A 4,125-nucleotide genomic window follows, 5' to 3' on the forward strand; every position below is an offset into this window, starting at 1 on the left:
ACAGGAAATCCTCCGGCGCGGCATTGGACGAACCGAACGTTCTCCTCGTACTCTGACAGAGGAGGGCTGCGGCACACAACTGACGCGCCGCCCACGACGCACGCCCCCACGGGGGCCGCACCACAGGAGCAGCAGATGAGCATCGAGACCGCCATCGGTCTGGAGACGGGTCAGCCCTACCCCTACCGTCGGGTCGAGCCGGTGGAGCCGGACTGGACGCGGTTCCCGGGGTGGAAGGACGTCACGGCCGAGGAATGGGCGTCGGTCCAGTGGCAGCGCGCCCACTGCGTCAAGAACGTCCGGCAGCTGCGTGAGCTGCTCGGCGACCTGATCGACGAGCGGTTCTACGCCGACCTCGAGCGCGACCAGGCCGAGCGCGCCACCATGTCGATGCTGGTGCCGCCGCAGATGCTGAACACGATGGTGCCGCAGTCGGTGCCGGCCGGTCCCGGGTCGCTGACCGAGGCTTTCTACGCCGACCCGATCCGCCACTACATGATCCCGGTGTTCTCGGACCGCCGTACCGACTGGGCCTCACACCCGCACGCCACCCGCGACTCGCTGCACGAGCACGACATGTGGGTCGCCGAGGGCCTGACGCACCGCTACCCCACCAAGGTGCTGGCCGAGCTGCTGCCGACGTGTCCGCAGTACTGCGGCCACTGCACCCGGATGGACCTGGTCGGCAACTCCACCGCCGTGATCGACAAGCTGAAGTTCGCCAGCAAGCCGAACGACCGGCTCGGCGCGATGATGGACTACCTGCGCCGGACGCCGTCGGTGCGCGACGTGGTGGTCTCCGGCGGCGACGTGGCCAACATGCCCTGGCCCCGCCTCGAGGACTTCCTCACCAGGCTGCTCGAGATCGAGAACATCCGCGACGTCCGGCTGGCCACCAAGGCCCTCATCGGGCTCCCCCAGCACTGGCTCCAGGACGACGTCCGCGCCGGCATGGAGCGGGTGGCCACCCTCGCCCGGCAGCGGGGTGTCTCGATCGCGATCCACACCCACACCAACCACGCCAACTCGGTCACGCCGCTCGTGGCGGAGGCGACGCGGGCGATGCTCGACACCGGGATCCGCGACGTGCGCAACCAGGGCGTGCTGCTCAACGGCGTCAACGCCGACCCACAGGCCCTGCTCGACCTGTGCTTCGCCCTGCTCGACGGCGCGCAGATCATGCCCTACTACTTCTACATGTGCGACATGATCCCGTACTCGGAGCACTGGCGGGTCTCGGTCGCCGACGCACAGCGGCTCCAGCACCACATCATGGGCTACCTGCCCGGCTTCGCCACGCCGCGGATCGTGTGCGACGTGCCCTTCGTGGGCAAGCGGTGGGTGCACCAGGTCGCCGACTACGACACCGAGCGCGGCATCTCCTACTGGACGAAGAACTACCGCACCTCGATCGAGGCGTCCGACCCCGAGGCGCTGAGCCGCACCTACGAGTACTACGACCCGATCCACACCCTCCCCGAGGCCGGCCAGCAGTGGTGGTCGGAGCACGCCGACCTCGACCAGTCCGAGCTGCGCGCCGCAGAGGTCGCCGAGGCGTCGCGTCGCACGGCCGCCCTGCAGGCCTACTGAGTCCTCACCACGGAGAGAGCACGGGGTACGGCTCCCGGGGCCGCGGTGCCGTGGGCTCGCCTGCGGTGAAGGCGGCCCGCCGCCGGGTGCGGTTGCCGTAGGGGTCACCCACCGTCCCCGCGGGTACGACGACCCGTGAGCCCGGTGGGGCCGCCACCTCGAAGATCCCGCGGCGGGAGGGCGACACCCGGACCAGCTCACCCGCCACCCGCACGGTCACCGACGACCCGCGGGCGACCTGGGGCCGCCAGGTCAGGTCGGCGTACGGCTCGGGCCTGGGGTAGGCCAGCGTGAAGGCGGCACGTCCGGCGTGCGCCCGGACCGGCCTCACGGAGAGCAGCGACCCGCGAGCCACCGGGAACGTCGCCGACGCCAGCCGGTACCGCTTCGCCGTCACCACGAACCGGTAGCGCCCGGGCCCGGCGTCCAGCGGCACCTCCCAGCGCGCGGTGTAGCGGCCCTCGTTGGCCGCCACCAGGTAGCCGGGCCCGAGCGGCACCTGCTCGTTGCCCTCGACCCGCCACTCGATCCTGGTCCCGAGGTCGTCGTCCACCCGGCGCCACCCGGACTCGGTGCGCCGCTCCACGCGGACGAAGGCGCGGTCGAGTGGGCGGTCCGTGCCGCGCGCGCCGCCACGCCAGGAGAACGAGGCACGTGCGAGGCGCTGCACGCCGACCGGCTGGTCGATCACCTCACCCCGCCCGGCGCCGTCCGGGAAGGGCGTGTCGTCGGGCTCGAGGCCGTTCGTGGGGTCGAAGTCGTAGGCATCCGGGGCCGGTCGCCCGTCGGCCAGCGAGGCGGCGAGCAGGCCGGTCTGCTCGACGAGGAGGTTGGCGCTGTACTTGCCGAAGTTGGTCTGACCACCCTCGTAGGCCTGCCAGGCGTACTCCTCCGGCGTCGTGAAGTAGCCCTGGTACTCGTTGGCCAGCCCGCTGATCGCCACCGAGCGGACCCCGGTCCCGCTCATCGCCGACGCGACCGCGTCCTTGATGCGCCGGCCGACCTCGGTGGTGACCTCGCCCGGGTTGGAGACGACCACGCCGTCGCCCACGCGGACGACCGCCAGCGGAGCGCCCTTCGGGATCGGCACGCCCTGTGGCTCGAGCTGGATCTTGTTGCCCTGCGGCCCCGCCTCGGCCGGCAGCCGCTCGCCCTCGAAGACGAGGCCGGTGTTCTCGTGCAGCTGGCCGCGGTGCTCGTCGGAGCCGCTCAGCAGTGGCAGCCCCGGCACGGCCTTGTCGTCGACCCGGCCACCCCGGGTCTCCTGCCCGCAGAAGCAGAACCTCGTCCACCTCAGCCCGAGCTGCGGGGCCTCGGAGAGCCTGGCTCCGGCGTCGGTCCACGCCCGCAGCATGGCGGCGGCCTCGACCCGGCCGACGTACTCGGCGTCCGCCGGGCCGGTCCTGTGGAGCGCCGACGACGTGTCGCCCTCGTCGGCGTTGGAGAAGGCGGTGACGACGTCCTGCCCCGGCGGTGCACCACCCTTCCTCCGGAGCGCGTCCTCGGCCACGAGCATCGCCGCGCCGAGGTGGTCGCCGTTGTAGTTCTCCGCACGCGACCCCAAGGTGACCGTCCCGTGGTTGGCGAAGGTGGACCACAGCCCGACCGGCACCAACCGACCGTCGATCAGCTTGTCCACCCGCAGGACGTCGAGGTCGGGGTCGATCGTGCTGCCGGCACCGCGAGGGCTCTCGGAGGCGCTCCCCTCACCCAGGTCGCGCTGGATCCCGTAGTTGGCCAGGTGCGCCTCGATGGAGCGGTTCTCGGTCAGCCCCACCGGGATCTCGGTGTGGCCCCAGGCAGCCGCACCGGGTGCGAGGTCGTCGTCGGCGCGCGCGATCGCGGTGGCGATCCGCTCGGCGAGGAACGCGTACAGCTGCGGGTCGGGCTGGAGGCTGAACTCGGTGGGCGTCGGGACGTTGGGGAAGACGACGTCGTGGGCGTTGAACGGGAAGTACTGCCCGGGGGCGCTGTGGGTGTGGGTGCCCGCGACCACCATCGACCTCTCGTCGATCCCTCGACCCTCGAGGTGCCTGGCCGCCTCGGTCAGCAGTCCGCCCGCCACGCAGCACAGGTCGGTCACGACCAGGGCGACCTTCGTGTCACCCCGCTCCAGCACCACCGCCCGGGCCTGCAGCCGCGTGTGCTGGCCCTTGGCGCGGGCGTCGGAGCGGACGTTGCCCATCGTGAAGTAGCCCGTGGGCGGCGTGATGTCGGCGCGACCCACCCCGACCTGCAGCGTCGGCTCCGGCTCGGCCCCCACGGCGCGGTCGGGTCCGGCCATCGGGCCGGCGACCGCGCCCGCGAGGGCCATGAGGGCCGCGACCAGCAGGGCGATGACTCGGGATGCCATGACCGGGTCAACGACACCGGGTCGCCGCGGGTTACCCCGGGCTCAGGTGACGGGGCGGTTCTCGTAGGGCGTGGACAGCACGATCGTGGTCCGCGTGGCCACGTTGGCGGCGCTGCGGATCCGGGCGAGCAGGTCCTCGAGGTCGGCCGGCGTGGCCACCCGGATCTTGAGGATGTAGGACT

Annotated in this window: 2 protein-coding genes and 1 pseudogene; 1 reads left to right on the plus strand and 2 read right to left on the minus strand. The window is 72.0% G+C overall.

Annotated elements, in window-relative coordinates; translation table 11 throughout:
• The first annotated feature begins 135 nt into the window (after positions 1-135).
• Positions 136-1,590 carry a lysine 2,3-aminomutase gene (locus VFN12_RS05430; RefSeq protein ID WP_325117584.1) on the plus strand — a complete coding sequence of 485 codons (1,455 nt, stop codon included), beginning with the start codon at positions 136-138 and terminating at the stop codon, positions 1,588-1,590.
• A gap of 4 nt (positions 1,591-1,594) precedes the next feature.
• On the opposite strand, the gene VFN12_RS05435 is transcribed toward VFN12_RS05430, so the two are convergent.
• Both VFN12_RS05435 and VFN12_RS05440 read right to left on the minus strand, forming a co-directional pair.
• The gene (locus VFN12_RS05435) at positions 1,595-3,943 is read right to left on the minus strand and encodes a neutral/alkaline non-lysosomal ceramidase N-terminal domain-containing protein (RefSeq protein WP_325117585.1); all 2,349 of its coding nucleotides are present in this window, start codon (positions 3,941-3,943) and stop codon (positions 1,595-1,597) included.
• A 42-nt stretch (positions 3,944-3,985) separates the two neighbouring features.
• Positions 3,986-4,125 (minus strand): annotated as a pseudogene (locus tag VFN12_RS05440) (AsnC family transcriptional regulator); the annotation flags it as partial.

Source organism: Nocardioides sp. (assembly GCF_035703625.1).
Lineage (GTDB): Bacteria > Actinomycetota > Actinomycetes > Propionibacteriales > Nocardioidaceae > Nocardioides.

Coding starts and splice junctions, on each gene's coding strand:
- VFN12_RS05430 (WP_325117584.1), top strand. CDS start 136: ATGAGCATCGAGACCGCCATCGGTCTGGAGACGGGTCAGCCCTACCCC.
- VFN12_RS05435 (WP_325117585.1), bottom strand. CDS start 3,943: ATGGCATCCCGAGTCATCGCCCTGCTGGTCGCGGCCCTCATGGCCCTC.